This is a genomic window from Pseudomonas triticifolii (assembly GCF_014358015.1).
In the GTDB taxonomy this organism is placed as follows: domain Bacteria; phylum Pseudomonadota; class Gammaproteobacteria; order Pseudomonadales; family Pseudomonadaceae; genus Aquipseudomonas; species Aquipseudomonas triticifolii.
Map to the genome: position 1 here is coordinate 151822 of NZ_JACONV010000002.1, position 17533 is coordinate 169354.

General features: G+C 59.6%; 15 protein-coding genes. 1 reads left to right on the top strand and 14 read right to left on the bottom strand.

What is annotated here, in order from left to right:
• Positions 1–2 precede the first annotated feature (2 nt).
• The 5 genes from surE to H8S56_RS05420 all read right to left on the bottom strand — a co-directional run bounded on the left by surE (position 3) and on the right by H8S56_RS05420 (position 4392).
• Positions 3–752, bottom strand: a complete 750-nt coding sequence (gene surE / locus H8S56_RS05400; RefSeq protein WP_024686196.1) for a 5'/3'-nucleotidase SurE — start codon at positions 750–752, stop codon at positions 3–5.
• On the bottom strand, positions 740–1798 hold the full coding sequence (gene truD / locus H8S56_RS05405) for a tRNA pseudouridine(13) synthase TruD (RefSeq protein WP_187518076.1): 1059 nt from the start codon (positions 1796–1798) through the stop codon (positions 740–742). The genes surE and truD overlap by 13 nt, the downstream gene beginning before the upstream one ends.
• On the bottom strand, positions 1795–2268 hold the full coding sequence (ispF, locus tag H8S56_RS05410; RefSeq protein ID WP_024686194.1) for a 2-C-methyl-D-erythritol 2,4-cyclodiphosphate synthase: 474 nt from the start codon (positions 2266–2268) through the stop codon (positions 1795–1797). The genes truD and ispF overlap by 4 nt, the downstream gene beginning before the upstream one ends.
• A 94-nt stretch (positions 2269–2362) precedes the next feature.
• Complete coding sequence (gene fghA, locus H8S56_RS05415) at positions 2363–3220, bottom strand: S-formylglutathione hydrolase (protein ID WP_024686193.1); 858 nt, start codon at positions 3218–3220, stop codon at positions 2363–2365.
• 59 nt (positions 3221–3279) lie between these two features.
• A complete protein-coding gene (locus H8S56_RS05420) occupies positions 3280–4392 on the bottom strand; it encodes an S-(hydroxymethyl)glutathione dehydrogenase/class III alcohol dehydrogenase (protein ID WP_024695027.1) in 1113 nt (370 codons plus the stop codon).
• A gap of 104 nt (positions 4393–4496) precedes the next feature.
• On the opposite strand from H8S56_RS05420, the gene H8S56_RS05425 reads away from it, so the two are divergent.
• Positions 4497–5393 (top strand): LysR family transcriptional regulator, encoded by an 897-nt coding sequence (locus H8S56_RS05425; protein ID WP_024686191.1) that lies wholly within the window; start codon positions 4497–4499, stop codon positions 5391–5393.
• Positions 5394–5406: 13 nt separating this feature from the next.
• Here the strand turns inward: H8S56_RS05425 and ispD are convergent, their stop codons facing one another.
• From ispD to rnhB, 9 genes are all read right to left on the bottom strand, one after another.
• Complete coding sequence (gene ispD, locus H8S56_RS05430) at positions 5407–6117, bottom strand: 2-C-methyl-D-erythritol 4-phosphate cytidylyltransferase (RefSeq protein ID WP_187518077.1); 711 nt, start codon at positions 6115–6117, stop codon at positions 5407–5409.
• A gap of 15 nt (positions 6118–6132) precedes the next feature.
• Positions 6133–6411 carry a cell division protein FtsB gene (gene ftsB, locus H8S56_RS05435; protein WP_004879054.1) on the bottom strand — a complete coding sequence of 93 codons (279 nt, stop codon included), beginning with the start codon at positions 6409–6411 and terminating at the stop codon, positions 6133–6135.
• Between the two features lie 188 nt (positions 6412–6599).
• Positions 6600–7886, bottom strand: coding sequence for a phosphopyruvate hydratase (eno, locus tag H8S56_RS05440; RefSeq protein ID WP_187518078.1), 1287 nt, complete (start codon positions 7884–7886; stop codon positions 6600–6602).
• A 138-nt stretch (positions 7887–8024) separates the two neighbouring features.
• Positions 8025–8870 (bottom strand): 3-deoxy-8-phosphooctulonate synthase, encoded by an 846-nt coding sequence (kdsA, locus tag H8S56_RS05445; RefSeq protein WP_024686188.1) that lies wholly within the window; start codon positions 8868–8870, stop codon positions 8025–8027.
• Positions 8871–8885: 15 nt separating this feature from the next.
• On the bottom strand, positions 8886–10517 hold the full coding sequence (locus H8S56_RS05450; RefSeq protein ID WP_024686187.1) for a CTP synthase: 1632 nt from the start codon (positions 10515–10517) through the stop codon (positions 8886–8888).
• Positions 10518–10781: 264 nt separating this feature from the next.
• Entirely contained in the window at positions 10782–12119 is a 1338-nt protein-coding gene (gene tilS, locus H8S56_RS05455; protein WP_187518079.1) for a tRNA lysidine(34) synthetase TilS, read from the bottom strand.
• 93 nt (positions 12120–12212) lie between these two features.
• Positions 12213–13160, bottom strand: coding sequence for an acetyl-CoA carboxylase carboxyltransferase subunit alpha (locus tag H8S56_RS05460; RefSeq protein WP_024686185.1), 948 nt, complete (start codon positions 13158–13160; stop codon positions 12213–12215).
• A gap of 127 nt (positions 13161–13287) precedes the next feature.
• Entirely contained in the window at positions 13288–16809 is a 3522-nt protein-coding gene (gene dnaE, locus H8S56_RS05465) for a DNA polymerase III subunit alpha (protein ID WP_024686184.1), read from the bottom strand.
• 63 nt (positions 16810–16872) lie between these two features.
• A complete protein-coding gene (gene rnhB, locus H8S56_RS05470; RefSeq protein ID WP_024695024.1) occupies positions 16873–17523 on the bottom strand; it encodes a ribonuclease HII in 651 nt (216 codons plus the stop codon).
• Positions 17524–17533 lie beyond the last annotated feature (10 nt).

The following is a 17533-nucleotide window of genomic DNA, read 5'->3' on the forward strand; positions in this document are numbered from 1 at the left end:
CATCAGCGCAGTCCCTCCAGCCACGTATTAAGGCTGCTGAAACCGTCCTGATAGGTGCGATCCAGTTGCAGCGGCGTAATCGATACATAGCCTTGCATGACGGCGTGAAAGTCAGTCCCTGCTCCGCCGTCCTCGGCGTCGCCGGCTGCCGCAATCCAGTAACCGGCACGACCACGAGGATCGACCACCTTGATAGGCGCTGCTGCGCGCGCACGATGACCCAACCGGGTCAACTGAATACCGCGTACGTGGTCAAGTGGCAGGTTGGGGATGTTCACGTTCAGCACCGTACGCGGAGGCAGATCGAGTTGCTCATGGGCTTGTACCAGCAAACGCGCGTAATGCGCCGCCGTGGCAAGGTTGTCCGGCTGGCGCGACAGAAACGAAAAGGCAAACGAGGGGCGCTGCAGAAAGCGTCCTTCGAGCGCTGCGGCCACCGTGCCGGAATACAGCACATCGTCGCCGAGGTTAGCCCCCAGATTGATACCCGAAACAACCATGTCCGGCTCGCGCTCCAGCAGCCCGTTGAGACCAAGATGCACGCAATCGGTCGGCGTGCCATTCACGCTGATAAAGCCATTGGCCAGCGTCTGCGGATGCAGAGGCCGATCCAGGGTCAGCGAACTGCTGGCACCGCTCTTGTCTTGATCAGGCGCGATAACCACGCACTCAGTGTAGTCCGCCAACGCCGCATACAGCGCCGCCAGACCGGGTGCACTTACCCCGTCATCGTTTGAAATCAGAATACGCATGGGCTGTCCGTCTGCCCAACCGGCACCAGATCGACGAGCTCGCGCACCAATACGGTGGCAAAGCATCCAGGCGGAAGGACGAATTCCAGTTGCAGAATGTCAGGCTCGGGATAATGCCACGTCAGCCGCCCAATGGGCAGCCGCAGGATGCGACGTTCGTGCTCCATTCCCGCTCTGATGAGCCAGTCGCGAAGCGCCGGATGTTCGGCGGCAACGGCATTCTCCAGGTCGCCTGTGATGCCCAGAGCTGGCGATGGGCCTGCGCCCCACTGCGGGCCGGTCGGGTGCAGGTCCAGAATGGCCAGACGCGGGTCGCTGCACTCATCCACACCCGCTGGAAAAAAACTCCGGCTGTCAGTGAACGCCAGCAAATCGCCCACTTGGGCACGTTGCCAGCTGCCGTCTGCGACACGGGCCGCCAGCACCTGATTGAACAGGTAGCTGCGGGCAGTTGAAAGCAGGCGCGAGCGGACTGCGCGCTGTTCGGGCAATGCCTGACGAGACGCATAGTCGCGCGCTTCGCCCAGATTGCCGCCTTGATAGCCGAAGCGCTGGACGCCGAAGTAATTCGGGATACCCAGACGGGAAATCGACTCCAGGCGCTGATTCAGCGCGGCCTGATCGGCGTCCAGCCGAGTGAGGCGCAAGGTGAAGCCATTGGCTGCATGAGCACCGCGCTGCAGCTTGCGCTTGTGACGTTGCGTTTTGAGAATCTGCAGGGTCTCATCTTGCGCCGCGGACAGATCGGGGTCGGCCTTGCCGGGCAGTTGAATACTGAACCACTGACGCGTCAGCGCCTGCCGGTCTTTCAGACCCGCGTAACTGACCGTACGCAGTTGCACACCCGCCGCCCGCGCCAGGCGACGGGCCGCTTCTTCGGTATTGAGGCCACGTTTCTCGACCCACAGCCACAAATGCTCGCCATCACCCGAAAGGGGAATGTCGAGCACTTCGTCGACTTGAAAGTCCTCGGCAGTTGCCTTCAGAACAGCGCGTCCCAGTGCATCGCCATAGGCCCGCGGCCCTAACAGTTCCAGTTCGGTCATGCGCGCAGCAACAAGGCGACGGCATGTACGGCAATGCCTTCTTCACGACCGGTGAAACCCAGTTTCTCAGTCGTGGTGGCCTTGACGTTGACCTGATCCAGCTCGACCTGCAGGTCTTCGGCAATCAGGGCACGCATGGCGTCGATGTGCGGTGCCATCTTGGGCGCCTGGGCGACGATGGTGGCGTCGACGTTACCGACCTTCCAGCCCTTGCCCTGCACCTGCTTGAGCACATGGCGCAGCAGCACGCGGCTGTCAGCCCCCTTGAACTGTGGGTCAGTGTCCGGGAAGTGCTTGCCGATGTCGCCCAGTGCCGCAGCGCCGAGCAAGGCGTCGCTCAGCGCGTGCAGCAGAACGTCGCCATCCGAATGGGCCAGCAGGCCGAACCCGTGTGCAATCCGCACGCCGCCCAAGGTGATGAAGTCGCCTTCAGCGAAACGGTGCACATCATAGCCGTGGCCAATACGCATAAAAAAACGCCCTGAAAAAAGTCAGGGCGTGATTCTACCTGCTTTGGCACAGCTTGGGTTTGTCAGAGACAACACCACTCGCCGGGCAACCCCATCAAAGCGTCCCTTGATCGAACAAGGCACTGGCGTGATGGCGCAGGTGGTCTTCGATGAAGCTGGCGATGAAGAAATAGCTGTGGTCGTAACCAGGCTGCATTCTCAGTACCAGCGGCTGCTGCGCGGACTTGGCGGCCTGAACCAGCGCTTCAGGCTTGAGCTGAGTCACCAGGAAGTCGTCACGATCACCTTGATCGATCAACGTGGGCAGCTGCTCTGTGGCATCGGCCATCAATACACTGGCGTCCCACTCACGCCAACGCGAACGGTCCTCTCCCAGATAACGGGAAAACGCTTTTTGACCCCAAGGGCAATCCATTGGGTTGCTGATCGGCGAAAACGCCGAAACCGACTTATAGCGACCCGGATTGCGCAAGGCACAGACCAGCGCCCCATGCCCGCCCATCGAGTGACCGCTGATGCTGCGTGCCTGCGACGCCGGGAAATGCGCCTCGATAAGACCCGGCAGCTCAGTGACTACATAATCGTGCATTTGATAATGGCGGGCGTAAGGCTGTTCAGTGGCATTGAGATAGAAGCCGGCTCCCAGACCGAAATCCCAGGCTCCGTCAGGATCGCCCGGCACATCCGGGCCACGCGGACTGGTGTCCGGAGCCACGATTATGATGCCCAGTTCAGCCGCAACCCGCTGAGCAGCCGCCTTCTGCATGAAGTTCTCATCGGTGCAGGTCAGGCCGGACAACCAGTACACAACCGGCAACTTGCCGCCCTGCTCTGCCTGCGGCGGCAAATAGACCGCAAACACCATATCGCAGCCCAGCACGTGTGAGTGATGCTTGTAACGCTTGTGCCAGCCGCCGAAGCTTTTCTGGCAGGAAATGTTTTCCAGGGTCATGGTGGACTCCGAACGTCTGGCAGCAAGCCCGGTCTGGGCCTGCCGCGCGCCGCTGCTGTTTAGAAGTGGATGACGGTACGGATGCTCTTGCCTTCATGCATCAGGTCAAAGGCCTTGTTGATGTCTTCCAGACCCATGGTGTGGGTGATGAATGTATCCAGCGGTATCTCGCCGGTTTGTGCCATGTCGACGTAGCTCGGCAACTCGGTACGACCCCGCACGCCGCCGAACGCCGAACCGCGCCAGACGCGCCCGGTTACCAACTGGAAAGGACGGGTGGAGATTTCCTGACCCGCACCGGCCACGCCGATGATGACTGACTCGCCCCAGCCCTTGTGACAGCACTCGAGCGCCGCACGCATCAACTGCACATTGCCGATGCACTCGAACGAGAAGTCCACGCCGCCGTCGGTCATGTCGACGATGACCTCCTGAATCGGGCGGTCGAAATCTTTAGGGTTCACGCAATCAGTTGCGCCCAGCTGTTTGGCGATCTCGAACTTGGCCGGGTTGATATCGATGGCGATGATTCGCGAGGCCTTGGCCTTGACCGCACCGATCACAGCCGACAGGCCGATGCCGCCCAAACCGAAAATGGCCACGGTGTCGCCCGGCTTGACCTTGGCGGTGTTGAGCACGGCACCAATACCGGTGGTGACGCCACAACCCAGCAGGCAGACTTTTTCCAGCGGGGCTTTCTTGTCAATTTTCGCGACCGATATTTCCGGCAGCACGGTGTATTCGGAGAACGTCGAAGTCCCCATGTAATGGAAAATCGGCTCGCCTTTGTAGGAAAAGCGCGATGTGCCATCCGGCATCAGACCCTTGCCCTGAGTGGAGCGGATCGACTGACACAGGTTGGTTTTGCCAGACAGGCAGAATTTGCACTGACGGCATTCCGGGGTGTAGAGCGGAATTACATGATCACCCACCACGACGGAGGTCACCCCTTCCCCGACCGCTTCAACAATCGCGCCGCCTTCGTGGCCCAGGATCGCCGGGAAGATGCCCTCGGGGTCGGCACCGGAGAGCGTGTAGGCGTCGGTGTGACAGACGCCGGACGCCACGACTCGCAACAGCACCTCGCCAGCCTTGGGCATGGCGACATCGACTTCAACGATTTCCAGTGGCTTCTTGGCTTCAAAGGCGACAGCAGCGCGTGACTTGATCATCAATCTTCTCCAGCGAATAAAAACAAGGTCTGGAGTGTAGTACAGTGCCATTTGATGAGTAATGCGGCTAAAAGCAAAACATTAATGCTGTACAGGGATAATGAATGCACACCAGTCGCTGGGAAGGTCTCGACGAATTTGTGGCGGTGGCCGAATGTGGCCAGTTCACTGCTGCGGCACAACGGCTTGGCGTGTCTTCTTCGCACGTCAGTCGCCAGATTGTTCGTCTGGAAGAAAGGCTGCAGACCCGTTTGCTGTATCGCAGTACCCGCAAAGTGGCGCTAACCGAGGCGGGCCAGACCTTTCTGCATCATTGCCAACGCCTGCAGGACGGCCGCGAAGAAGCCTTGAGGGCCGTCGGCGACCTGACCAGCGAACCCAAAGGGTTGTTGCGCATGACCTGCGCGGTGGCGTACGGAGAACGATTCATCACGCCGCTGGTGACACGCTTCATGGACGTGTACCCGCACTTGCGAGTCGACATCGAACTGAGCAACGAGACTCTGGACCTGGTTCACGAAGGCATGGACCTGGCGATCCGCCTCGGTCGGCTGCAGGATTCGCGCATGGTCGCCACACGCCTGGCACCGCGCCAGATGTACCTGTGCGCAGCCCCTTCCTACATCGCACGCTATGGCCGTCCACACAGCCTGTCTGAACTGAGTCGCCATAACTGCCTGATCGGCGGCAGCGACACCTGGCTACTGCAACAAAACGGGCGTGAGTTTTCTCAGCGCGTACAGGGCAACTGGCGCTGCAACAGTGGCCAGGCAGTGCTCGACGCTGCGTTGCATGGCGTCGGTCTGTGCCAGCTACCGGACTATTACGTGCAGAAACATCTGAAGAGTGGCGCGCTTGTTTCTCTGCTGGAGCCGCACCAGCCCCCCAACACTGCCGTGTGGGCGCTGTACCCACAGCAAAGGCTCCTGTCACCCAAGGTTCGCAAACTGGTGGATTATCTGAAAGAAGGGCTGGCGATGCGCGAAGAGTATCGCCAGTAAAACACTCAGTGATTCAACGACTGAAATCACTACGGCGCTGACGCAACCACTCCAGATCCTCAGGTCGAGTGACTTTGATGTTATCGGAGCGGCCTTCAATCAATCGGGGCGACTGCCCCGCCCACTCGATGGCCGACGCCTCATCAGTGATCGTCACGTTCGACACCAGACTGTCGGCAAGCGCACGGTGCAAGGCACCCAGACGAAACATCTGCGGTGTGTAGGCCTGCCAGATCAGGCTGCGATCAACCGTCTCCACCACACGACCGGCACTGTCGACGCGCTTGAGCGTGTCCCGCGCCGGGACGGCGAGCAGGCCACCCACCGGATCGTCGGCCAGTTCGCTGAGCAGAGTGTCCAGGTCGCTGCGCGCCAGATTGGGACGCGCGGCATCATGGACCAGTACCCAATCGTCATCGCCGGCACCCTGCGCGTGCAGATGCAGCAAGGCATTGAGCACCGAGCCCGAACGCTCCTTGCCGCCATCAACCCGCTGAATTCGCGAGTCCAGCGCACAGGGCAACGCAGGCCAGTAAGGATCGTCCACGGCAAGGCTGATCACCAACCCCTTGAGACGAGGGTGATCCAGAAAACTTAACAGGCTGTGTTCAAGAATGGTAAGGCCGCCCAACTGCAGGTACTGCTTGGGACGGTCTGCTGCCATGCGGGCACCGATACCCGCTGCAGGTATCACCGCCCAGAAGGCAGGGAGAAAGTCTTTCATGACACCTACTTTTTATTATTGCGCAAGCTGATAGAGGGTTTCGCCATCCTTGACCATGCCCAGTTCATGACGGGCACGCTCTTCGACCGTCTCAAGCCCTTTCTTCAGCTCCATGACTTCAGCGTCGAGCACGCGATTGCGCTCCAGAAGGACCTGGTTTTCAGCATGCTGATCCGCGATCTGCTGGTTCAGGCTGGCCACTTGCGCCAGGCTGCCATTACCCACCCACAGGCGATACTGCAAACCGGCAAGCAACAACAGCAGGATAAGGAACAACCAGTTAGGACTGCGCATTGAAATATCAGGTACCCAGTAAAAAGACGGCAGAGCCAACACGATAAACAAATGACTGAGGGCATTGAGCCTGACGAAAGCCAGGCTCAATCACTCCAGGTTACAGCGGAGCGTCAGCATTAACGCTGCGGATCAGGCCGGATGAACCGACTTTCCCGCAACGCCCTGCGTCTTTTACCATCTATGGCTCAACCGCGAAACTCGGCACGGCCGTTATAAACCGCCTTGGAGCCCAATTGCTCTTCGATGCGCAGCAGTTGGTTGTACTTGGATACACGGTCGGAACGGCACAGAGAGCCGGTCTTGATCTGCCCGGCAGACGTGCCCACGGCCAGGTCGGCAATGGTCGAATCTTCGGTTTCACCGGAACGGTGAGAGATCACGGCGGTGTAACCGGCAGCCTTGGCCATTTGAATGGCTTCCAGCGTTTCGGTCAGGGTGCCGATCTGGTTGAACTTGATCAGGATCGAGTTGGCGATCTTCTTGTCGATGCCTTCTTTCAGGATCTTGGTGTTGGTCACGAACAGGTCGTCGCCCACCAGCTGGGTCTTGTGGCCGATCTTGTCGGTAAGGATTTTCCAGCCAGCCCAGTCGGACTCGTCCAGGCCATCTTCGATGGAGATGATCGGGTGCTTGCTGACCAGATCGGCCAGGTAGTCAGCGAAACCGGCAGAGTCGTACTCGCCCTCTTCGCTGAGCTTGTACTTGCCGTCCTTGTAGAACTCGCTTGCCGCACAGTCCAGGGCCAGGGTCACGTCGGTGCCCAACGTGTAACCCGCGTTGGAAACAGCCTCGGCGATGGCTTTGAGTGCTTCTTCGTTGGACGCAAGGTTAGGTGCGAAACCACCTTCATCGCCCACAGCGGTGTTCAAGCCACGCGCTTTGAGTACGGCCTTGAGGTGATGGAAAATCTCGGTGCCCCAGCGCAGGCCTTCAGCGAAAGTCTTGGCGCCCACAGGCTGAACCATGAATTCCTGAATATCGATGTTGTTATCGGCGTGCTCGCCGCCGTTGATGATGTTCATCATCGGAACCGGCATCGAGTAGACACCCGGTGTACCGTTCAGGTTGGCGATGTGCGCGTAGAGCGGCAGATCCTGATCCTGCGCAGCTGCCTTGGCGGCCGCCAGGGAAACGGCGAGGATCGCGTTGGCGCCCAGGCTTGCCTTGTTCTCGGTCGCGTCCAGCGCGATCATTGCGTGGTCCAGTGCCTTCTGGTCTACCGGATCCTTACCCAACAGCAGGTCACGAATCGGACCATTGATGTTGGCGACTGCCTTCAGAACGCCCTTGCCCATGTAACGGCTCTTGTCGCCATCACGCAGCTCCAGCGCTTCGCGCGAGCCGGTTGAAGCACCGGACGGCGCGCAGGCGCTGCCAATGATGCCGTTATCGAGGAGCACATCTGCTTCCACGGTGGGATTGCCACGGGAGTCGAGAACTTCACGACCTTTGATGTCGACGATTTTTGCCATTGTTGTAAACACTCCAAGATTGACGAAAACGACGCAGCTGGAAAACGATGTTCGCGATCAGGCACAGAAAACGGCAGGCCCGAATGCGACAACCCCGTCACGAATGACGGGGAACGGCACTTTACCGGAGAACCCTGTTCAAGCGGTCTCTACGATCGGAAAACTTTTGACAAGTTCATCCAGCGACTTGAGCTGGGCCAGGAACGGCTCCAGTTTGTCCAGACGCAACGCGCAAGGACCATCGCATTTGGCATTGTCAGGATCCGGATGGGCTTCCAGAAACAGCCCGGCCAGATTCTGGCTCAGACCAGCCTTGGCCAGATCCAGCACCTGGGCGCGGCGGCCACCGGCCGAATCTGCGCGACCGCCCGGCATCTGCAGGGCATGGGTCACGTCGAAGAACACCGGGTACTCGAACTGCTTCATGATGCCGAAGCCGAGCATGTCCACCACCAGGTTGTTGTAACCGAAGCTGGAACCACGCTCACAGAGAATCAACTGATCGTTACCGGCTTCTTCGCACTTGGTCAGGATGTGTTTCATTTCCTGAGGTGCGAGGAACTGTGCCTTCTTGATGTTGATGACCGCGCCGGTCTTCGCCATCGCGACCACCAGATCGGTCTGGCGGGACAAAAAGGCAGGCAGCTGAATGATGTCGCACACTTCGGCCACAACAGCCGCCTGGTGCGGCTCATGCACATCGGTGATCAGCGGCACATTGAAGGTGCGCTTGATCTCTTCGAAAATGCGCATGCCCTCTTCCAGACCCGGCCCACGATAAGAGGTGACCGAAGAACGGTTGGCCTTGTCGAAACTGGCCTTGAACACGTAGGGGATGCCGAGCTTTTCGGTAACCCGAACGTATTCTTCACAGACCTGCATGGCCATGTCGCGGGATTCGAGCACATTCATGCCGCCAAACAGAACCATTGGCTTGTCGTTGGCGATCTCGATGGAACCTACGCGGATGATTTTCTGAGCCATGTGCTGATATCCCTGTCAGGCGTTCTTTTGACGTTGAGCCAGTGCGGCCTTGACGAAACCGCTGAACAGCGGATGGCCGTCACGTGGCGTCGAGGTGAACTCCGGGTGGAACTGGCAGGCGACGAACCATGGATGATCCGGTGCTTCGACCACTTCAACCAGTGCGCCGTCGCCGGAACGACCGGAAATCTTCAGGCCCGCTTCGACCAGCTGTGGCAGCAGGTTGTTGTTCACTTCATAGCGATGACGGTGACGCTCGACGATCACATCATTCTTGTAGCAGTCGTGAACCAGCGAGCCCGACTCCAGCTGGCATTCCTGTGCGCCAAGACGCATGGTGCCGCCCAGATCGGAGCTCTCAGTGCGGGTTTCGACAGCGCCGGTCGCATCTTCCCACTCGGTGATCAGACCGACGACAGCGTGTGCACTGGTACGATCGAATTCGGTGGAGTTAGCGTCCTTCCAGCCCAGCACGTTACGTGCGAACTCAATGACCGCCACTTGCATGCCCAGGCAGATGCCCAGGTATGGAACCTTGTTTTCGCGGGCGAACTGAACAGCCGTGATCTTGCCTTCGACACCGCGCAGACCGAAACCGCCCGGAACCAGAATTGCGTCCACGCCTTCGAGCAGACCAGTGCCCTGATTCTCGATGTCTTCGGAATCGATATAGCGCAGGTTGACCTTGGTGCGGTTGGTGATACCGGCATGGCTCATGGCTTCGATCAACGACTTGTAGGCGTCGAGCAACTCCATGTACTTGCCCACCATCGCAATGGTGACTTCGTGTTCAGGGTTGAGCTTGGCATCGACCACCTTGTCCCATTCGGACAGGTCGGCACCGCCGCATTGCAGACCGAAACGCTCGACGACGAAATCGTCCAGACCCTGCGAGTGCAGGATGCCAGGGATCTTGTAGATGGTGTCGGCGTCTTCCAGCGCAATGACCGCACGCTCTTCAACGTTGGTGAACTGAGCGATCTTGCGACGCGACGAGGTGTCGATCGGATGATCGGAGCGGCAGACCAGAACGTCAGGCTGCAGGCCGATGGAGCGCAGTTCCTTGACCGAGTGCTGAGTGGGCTTGGTCTTGGTTTCGCCCGCTGTCGCGATGTAAGGCACCAGTGTCAGGTGCATGAGCATCGCGCGGCGTGCGCCGACTTCGAAACGCAGCTGACGGATGGCTTCCAGAAACGGTTGCGACTCGATGTCGCCGACCGTACCGCCGATCTCGACCAGTGCCACGTCGGCATCGCCTGCACCCTTGATGATGCGGCGCTTGATCTCGTCAGTGATGTGCGGAATGACCTGAATGGTCGCCCCCAGATAATCACCACGGCGCTCTTTGCGCAGGACGTGTTCGTACACACGGCCCGTGGTGAAGTTGTTGTTCTGGGTCATGGTGGTGCGGATGAACCGCTCGTAGTGACCAAGGTCCAGGTCGGTTTCAGCGCCGTCGTGAGTGACGAACACCTCACCGTGCTGGAACGGGCTCATGGTGCCTGGGTCCACGTTGATGTAGGGATCCAGTTTGAGCATGGTGACTTTAAGCCCCCGCGCCTCCAGGATGGCCGCCAATGAAGCCGAGGCAATGCCTTTCCCCAATGAAGAAACAACACCGCCCGTGACGAAGATGTAGCGCGTCATGAAAAACCCTAGAAGTCTGCGTTAAAGCGGTCAGAGCCGCCGGGGAAAGCGAAGGAAGGCCGAAGCCTCCGATTACCGACAAAATTCACGGTGAACTCCCGAAACTGCTGCGTTGAAACCGACCGGCCAGAAGCCTGCCTATTGCGCGCCACATTTTAAGAATCGCCCAGTAAACACTGGTTGGTAACCGGCAACTTGCGTTGTTTCAAAAGAACCAACAGAAGCTGTATCAAGAAGGGAGCGTAGTCTACCTGAAAGGGCCTTTCAGCTCAAACTTTGGTCGCTGGCCGGTGCCATCCACTGTAAACGCCAGCTTCCATTGGGCGCAGCGTCCAGTCCAGGCAGGCCGGCCACTGCCAGCAACTGATCATCGCAGTACAGCAGCGGCAATCTGCCGCGGACGAAGGACGGCACGTGCCGCTCATTGAGCAGACGCTTGAGATCGCGATGTCCACGTCCTGCGACCTGCAGGATTTCAGAGCCCTGACGATAACGCACCTCAACCGGTGCCGAAGGCGCGTCGCCTTGCAGAGTGAGCTGGCCGTTGCCAGGCAGGCGCAGCGGCTGACGGGGATCAGGCCAGGTACTCATGCCTTTGCAAGGCCGCAGCCAGGGTCCAGACAACCACCAGATATGCCCTTGCGTACGATGCAGCTCTCCGTCAGCCAGCCGCCAGACCGGCTGCGCCCCCTCCCCCGCATCCCGCAACGTTCCCCACCCGGCCCAGTGATCGGTATCAGGCAAGAGGGTCAGTGGCGCGAGCCAGTGACGCAGTGCGTTGCGTTGCCGAGTCGCGGACAACCCTGCGAGAGGAGCGAGGGCCAGCACTGGAAGGCCGAGCCAGGCAAACGGCGTGGTGGCCCGCGCGTCAGCCAGATCCTGTTCGGCCAGCTCGCCCAGCAGCTGTTGGGCCTCTCCAAGATGCCGGGCCGTGCGCGCCATGCTGGAAACAGCCTGCGGCCATCTGGATGTCAGCACAGGCATTATCTGTGCACGCAGGAAATTACGTGAAAACCGCACGTCGTCATTGCTGGGGTCTTCGATCCAGTTAAGGCCATGCTCGCGGGCATAGCCTTCAAGCTCGCTGCGTGAACAGTCAAGCAGCGGCCTGACCAGATGCCCCAGCCCCAACGTACGATACTCGGGCATCGCAGCAAGCCCTCGAACGCCGGCACCACGCAACAGACGAAACAGCAGTGTTTCAGCCTGATCGTCGCGATGCTGCCCCGTCAGCAACACCTCCGCCTCGCCAAGCTGCCCGCAAAAGGCTGCATAACGTGCCTCTCGGGCCGCCCGCTCGATGCTGGCGCCCGACTCAACCTTCACGCTGATCGTCTGGAGCGGCACACCAAACGCCTGACAGACCTGCAGACAATGCGCCGGCCAGCCATCGGCAACCGCCTGCAAACCGTGATGAACATGGATAGCTTTCAGAGCGGGCAGAGGCTCGCGCCTGGCCAGTTCAGCCAGAAGATGCAACAGAACAGTGGAATCGAGGCCGCCGGAGAACCCGACATGCCAGACAGGTGCATCGCGCCAAGGCATCAGCGCCTGAAGAACCCTGGAGGGGAGATCATGACCGAGATGTCTGGGATGGGTCATTGATAAGCTCATTCGTCCCGGGCAACGCTGTGCCACGGTGTCTGCTGTGAGAGCGCGCCATGCCAGAAACACAGCGCCCTCTCTCGCATCGCCTTACAGGCCGTAGCTCATCAGACGATCGTAACGACGGGCCAGAAGCGCGTCGTTGTCGAACTTCTTGAGCATTGCCAGCTGGCTGCTCAGTTCTTCACGAATCGAAGCAGCGGCTGCCACCGGGTCACGGTGCGCGCCACCCAGCGGCTCGTCGATGACCTTGTCCACGATACCCAAGCCTTTCAAGCGCTCGGCAGTAATCCCCATGGCCTCGGCAGCATCCGGCGCTTTCTCGGCAGTCTTCCACAGGATCGAAGCGCAGCCTTCCGGCGAGATCACCGCATAGGTCGAATACTGCAGCATGTTCAGTTGGTCACACACGCCGATGGCCAGTGCCCCGCCCGAACCGCCTTCACCGATTACAGTGGCGATGATCGGCGTCTTGAGACGCGCCATGACACGCAGGTTCCAGGCAATCGCTTCGCTCTGGTTGCGCTCTTCAGCATCGATACCAGGGTAGGCACCAGGCGTGTCGATGAAGGTCAGGATCGGCATCTTGAAGCGCTCGGCCATTTCCATCAGGCGGCAGGCCTTGCGATAGCCTTCAGGGCGTGGCATGCCAAAGTTGCGGCGTACCTTTTCGCGAACTTCGCGGCCCTTCTGGTGACCGATCACCATCACCGGCTGGCCTTCCAGACGCGCTACGCCGCCGACAATGGCCGCGTCATCGGAAAAGTGACGGTCGCCGTGCAACTCATCGAACTCGGTGAAGATGTTTTCGATGTAGTCCAAGGTGTACGGACGACGCGGATGACGCGCCATGCGCGCGATCTGCCAGCTGGTCAGGTTGCCGAAGATACTTTCAGTGAGCGTTCTGCTCTTGTCTTGCAGCCGGGAGATTTCGTCGCCGATGTTCAGCGAGTTGTCATTACCCACCAAGCGCAGTTCTTCGATTTTGGCCTGCAAGTCAGCGATAGGCTGTTCGAAATCAAGAAAATTCGGGTTCATAGGCATCCGTCTTGGGTAGACGGCCAAGAGGCCGGCCGGTTGATCCGTCTGCGCCTTTCCCTGGGGAACAGGCGCGTTCAGGTCGAAATTAAAATTCAGGGCTGAGCGCAGATCGAGCCTGCGGCGTTCAGCGATACTGGAGAAAGACGTTCTCACGTCCGAACTGGTCACGCAGAGCTTGAATCAAGCTGTCCGCCGGATCAATTCGCCATGCTTCTCCGAATTGCAGCAACGCTTTGGCATCCTTCCCGGTGTAGTCCACAGTGATCGGGCAGGCACCGCGATGGCGTTTGCACAGATCACCAAGCCAGCGCAGTCGATCACCCTTGAGCGCATCGGCATGCACCGTCACTCGAAGGCTCTCGGCCAGATTGGTTCGCGCATCCTCAATGCTCATGACGCGCTTGGCACGCAACCTCAAGCCGCCCGAGAAGTCATCATTACTGACTTCGCCCTCAACCACCACCATAGCATCGGTCTGTAGTAACGACTGTGCAGAATGGAAGGCCTCGGCGAAGAGCGACGCCTCGATACGCGCCGAGCGGTCGTCCAGGGTGATGAACCCCATCTTGTCGCCCTTCTTGTTCTTCATCACGCGCAGGGCAATGATCAACCCTGCGACGGTCTGGGTGTCTCTGGCTGGCTTCAGGTCGATGATGCGCTGACGGGCGAATCGCCGAATCTCGCCTTCGTACTCGTCGATCGGATGCCCTGTCAGGTAAAGCCCCAGGGTTTCCTTCTCGCCGCGCAGACGATCCTTGAGGCTCAGCTCGCGGGTCTTGCGATGGTTGGCGTAGACGTCGGCGTCTTCTTCCACGAACAGTCCGCCAAACAGGTCCGAGTGGCCGCTGTCACGGCTGCGAGCGGTCTGTTCTGCGGCCTGAATGGCTTCTTCCAGCGCGGCAAGCAGTACCGAGCGGTTACGGTCGATATTGGCCTGATAAGCCTTGGGCTCCAGCTCGAAATAAGGGCCCAGTCGATCCAGCGCACCGCTGCGGATCAGGCCATCCAGCGTGCGCTTGTTCACGCGCTTGAGGTCGACACGGGCGCAGAAGTCGAACAGATCCTTGAAGGGCCCGTTCAGGCGCGCCTCGGTGATCGCCTCGACCGGACCCTCGCCCACGCCCTTGATCGCGCCCAGACCATACAGAATCCGGCCGTCGTCGCTGACCGTGAACTTGAAGTCCGAGGTGTTCACATCCGGCGCGTCGAGGCGCAGCTTCATCGTGCGCACTTCTTCGATCAAGGTCACGACCTTGTCGGTGTTGTGCATGTCCGCCGACAACACGGCAGCCATGAACGGCGCCGGGTAATGGGTCTTCAGCCAGGCGGTCTGGTACGACACCAGACCGTAGGCGGCGGAGTGAGACTTGTTGAAGCCGTAACCTGCGAATTTTTCTACCAGGTCGAAAATGTTACCCGCCAGATCCGGGTCAATGTTGTTGGTCTTGCAACCGTCAATGAAACCGCCACGTTGCTTGGCCATTTCCTCGGGTTTCTTCTTACCCATTGCGCGGCGCAGCATGTCGGCGCCGCCGAGGGTGTAGCCCGCCATGACCTGCGCGATCTGCATCACCTGTTCCTGATACAGAATGATGCCGTAGGTCGGTGCCAATACTGGCTTCAACCCTTCGTACTGATAATCGACGTGCGGGTACGACAGCTCGGCGCGACCGTGCTTACGGTTGATGAAGTCGTCCACCATGCCCGATTGCAGAGGCCCCGGACGGAACAGGGCCACCAGTGCGATGAGGTCTTCCAGGCAGTCGGGCTTGAGCTTCTTGATCAGCTCCTTCATGCCCCGCGACTCGAGCTGGAACACGGCCGTGGTCTCGGCACGCTGCAACAACTGATAGGTCGGCATGTCATCGAGCGGGATGAACGCGATGTCCAGCGGCGCTTCATTGACCTTGGCGCGGTCGCGATTGATGGTCTTCAGCGCCCAGTCAATGATGGTCAGGGTTCGCAGCCCCAGGAAGTCGAACTTCACCAGGCCTGCCGCCTCGACGTCATCCTTGTCGAACTGGGTTACCAGGCCATCACCGGCCTCGTCGCAGTAGATCGGCGAGAAATCCGTCAGCTTGGTGGGCGCGATCACCACACCCCCGGCGTGTTTGCCCACGTTACGCACGACGCCTTCGAGCTTGAGAGCCATTTCCCAGATTTCAGCGGCTTCTTCATCGACCTTGAGGAAGTCGCGCAGGATTTCTTCCTGCTCATAGGCCTTTTCGAGGGTCATGCCGACTTCGAACGGGATCATTTTCGACAGCCGGTCTGCCAGGCCGTAAGACTTGCCCTGCACCCGCGCCACGTCCCGCACCACCGCCTTGGCCGCCATCGAACCGAAGGTAATGATCTGGCTTACCGCGTTGCGGCCGTATTTTTCGGCTACATAGTCGATAACCCGGTCGCGACCATCCATGCAGAAGTCGACGTCGAAGTCGGGCATCGAAACCCGCTCGGGGTTAAGGAAGCGTTCGAACAGCAGGTCGTATTCCAGCGGATCGAGGTCGGTGATCTTCTGTACATAGGCGACCAGCGAACCGGCACCCGATCCACGCCCAGGCCCCACCGGCACGCCGTTGCTCTTGGCCCACTGGATGAAGTCCATCACGATCAGGAAGTAACCGGGGAACCCCATCTGGATAATGATATCCAGCTCGAAATTCAGCCGGTCGACGTACACCTGTCGTTTGGCGTCGTAATCTTCCGTGGTGTCCTTGGGCAGCAGGACCGCGAGGCGTTCCTCCAGACCGTCGAACGAGACCTTGCGGAAATACTCATCGATGGTCATGCCATCTGGAATCGGGAAGTTGGGCAGAAAGTGCGTGCCCAGCTTGACGTCGATGTTGCAGCGCTTGGCGATTTCGACACTATTGGTCAGTGCCTCGGGCAGATCGCTGAACAGCTCGGCCATTTCTTCCGGGCTTTTCAGGTACTGCTGGTCGCTGTAGTTGTGCGACCGGCGAGGGTCGTCCAGCGCGCGGCCTTCACCGATGCAGACGCGGGTTTCATGGGCTTCGAAATCGGTCTGTTTGATGAAACGCACATCGTTGGTCGCCACCAGCGGTGCGCCATGCCGGTCAGCAAGAGCGACAGCAGCATGCAGGTGCTCTTCATCGTTATTGCGGTTGGTGCGCTGCACCTCGATGTAGAAACGATCCGGGAAAACCGACATCCACTCACGCAGCAAGTCGTCGGCCTCGCCCGGATTGCCGCCGAGCAGCGCCATGCCGATCTCGCCTTCCTTCGCCGCAGACAGCGCGATCAGGCCATCGCTGGCCTGTGCCACCCATTCGCGCTGGATCACGATCTGGCCGTTGCGCTGCCCTTCGATGAAGCCGCGAGAGATCAATTCGGTCAGGTTGCGGTAGCCCTTGGCATTCATGACCAGCAAGCTGATACGGCTAAGTGCTGCGTCTTCATCACGGCCTGCCAGCCACAGATCGGCCCCGCAGATCGGCTTGATGCCAGAGCCCTGCGCGGCCTTGTAGAACTTGACCAGCGAGCACATGTTGTTCTGATCGGTCACCGCTACGGCAGGCATGTTCATGCCGGTCAGCGCCTTGATCAACGGTTTGACCCGGACCAGACCATCGACCAGCGAGTATTCGGTGTGCAGGCGTAGGTGAACAAAAGAAGCCGGCATGGTGATCCTATAACGCGAAAACGGAAAACGAGGGCGCGATTGTAGCGAGCCTTGACTGAAACGTCAGTCCTGCAGCAAACCCATCGACGGGTGACCCTGCGCCATCATCATGGCCGCGCGGGCTTCATGGGCAGCGCGAACCGGCGCAAAGGAGCGGCGATGAATCGGCGTCGGCCCCAGCCGTGCGAGGGCTTCCAGGTGCACAGGGGTCGGATAACCTTTATGACCGCCCATTCCGTAACCCGGATAAATAAGCTCGAACGCGGCCATTTCCCGGTCACGACTGACCTTGGCGAGAATCGATGCTGCTGCGATGGCAGGCACCTTGGCATCACCTTGCACGACGGGCGCGCACGGCACGGACAGTTGCGGGCAGCGGTTGCCGTCGATCAGGGCCAGCCTGGGCGTAATGCTCAACCCCTCGACCGCACGCTTCATGGCTAGCATGGTGGCATGCAGAATGTTCAGTTCGTCGATTTCCTCGACTTCGGCCCGGGCGATAAACCAGCAAAGCGCCTTTTCCTGAATCTCATCGAACAGCTTCTCGCGCCTGGCTTCGGTGAGCTTCTTGGAATCGTTGAGCCCCAGAATGGGCCTTGCCGGATCGAGAATCACAGCAGCCGTCACGACCGCGCCGCACAGCGGCCCACGACCGACTTCATCGACACCTGCGACCAGATCTTCGACCAGCGTGAAATCCAGACCTGTTTGAATCATGGGGTTA

Excerpts from the sequence above, each read along its gene's own strand:
- eno (WP_187518078.1), bottom strand. The coding sequence starts at position 7,886 with ATGGCAAAAATCGTCGACATCAAAGGTCGTGAAGTTCTCGACTCCCGT.
- kdsA (WP_024686188.1), bottom strand. The coding sequence starts at position 8,870 with ATGGCTCAGAAAATCATCCGCGTAGGTTCCATCGAGATCGCCAACGAC.
- tilS (WP_187518079.1), bottom strand. The coding sequence starts at position 12,119 with ATGACCCATCCCAGACATCTCGGTCATGATCTCCCCTCCAGGGTTCTT.
- fghA (WP_024686193.1), bottom strand. The coding sequence starts at position 3,220 with ATGACCCTGGAAAACATTTCCTGCCAGAAAAGCTTCGGCGGCTGGCAC.
- ispF (WP_024686194.1), bottom strand. The coding sequence starts at position 2,268 with ATGCGTATTGGCCACGGCTATGATGTGCACCGTTTCGCTGAAGGCGAC.
- truD (WP_187518076.1), bottom strand. The coding sequence starts at position 1,798 with ATGACCGAACTGGAACTGTTAGGGCCGCGGGCCTATGGCGATGCACTG.
- ispD (WP_187518077.1), bottom strand. The coding sequence starts at position 6,117 with ATGAAAGACTTTCTCCCTGCCTTCTGGGCGGTGATACCTGCAGCGGGT.
- ftsB (WP_004879054.1), bottom strand. The coding sequence starts at position 6,411 with ATGCGCAGTCCTAACTGGTTGTTCCTTATCCTGCTGTTGTTGCTTGCC.
- surE (WP_024686196.1), bottom strand. The coding sequence starts at position 752 with ATGCGTATTCTGATTTCAAACGATGACGGGGTAAGTGCACCCGGTCTG.
- H8S56_RS05425 (WP_024686191.1), top strand. The coding sequence starts at position 4,497 with ATGCACACCAGTCGCTGGGAAGGTCTCGACGAATTTGTGGCGGTGGCC.
- H8S56_RS05460 (WP_024686185.1), bottom strand. The coding sequence starts at position 13,160 with ATGAACCCGAATTTTCTTGATTTCGAACAGCCTATCGCTGACTTGCAG.
- H8S56_RS05450 (WP_024686187.1), bottom strand. The coding sequence starts at position 10,517 with ATGACGCGCTACATCTTCGTCACGGGCGGTGTTGTTTCTTCATTGGGG.
- dnaE (WP_024686184.1), bottom strand. The coding sequence starts at position 16,809 with ATGCCGGCTTCTTTTGTTCACCTACGCCTGCACACCGAATACTCGCTG.
- H8S56_RS05420 (WP_024695027.1), bottom strand. The coding sequence starts at position 4,392 with ATGATCAAGTCACGCGCTGCTGTCGCCTTTGAAGCCAAGAAGCCACTG.